Origin of the sequence: Mesorhizobium sp. M8A.F.Ca.ET.202.01.1.1 (genome assembly GCF_004791595.1) — a bacterium.
Lineage (GTDB): Bacteria > Pseudomonadota > Alphaproteobacteria > Rhizobiales > Rhizobiaceae > Mesorhizobium.
Genome location: NZ_SRUN01000263.1, coordinates 1 through 294 on the forward strand (window position 1 = coordinate 1; position 294 = coordinate 294).

1 protein-coding gene is annotated in these 294 nt (G+C 65.6%); it reads left to right on the forward strand.

Going from position 1 to position 294, the window contains the following annotated elements:
- Nucleotides 1-294, forward strand: a 294-nt coding sequence (locus EN845_RS34770) for a DUF6765 family protein (RefSeq protein ID WP_210235542.1), incomplete at both ends; no start/stop codon positions are given.

Here is a 294-nt window from a genome sequence, read left to right on the forward strand (position 1 = left end):
AGGCGCTGACCGTCGCCCACGCGTGCCAGTATGTCGACGACGCGACGACGCCGGGCATCTTGCGGTTCCAAGGCGGCGAAACTTTCGAGCGCTTTGCCACTGCCCACAAGACCTTCGACTACGCGAATACCGAGAACGACCAGAACCGGCTCGTGTGGGCGCCGTTTCATTTTCTGCCCGCAGGAGAAGGCGCGACGCTCGAAGAAAAAGCCGTATGCCGGGCGGACAGCGCGGTTGCGCGCGAGGTCGTGCGGCGCGCGATCCGGCAGCGCGGCACAGACACCGGTTTGCACC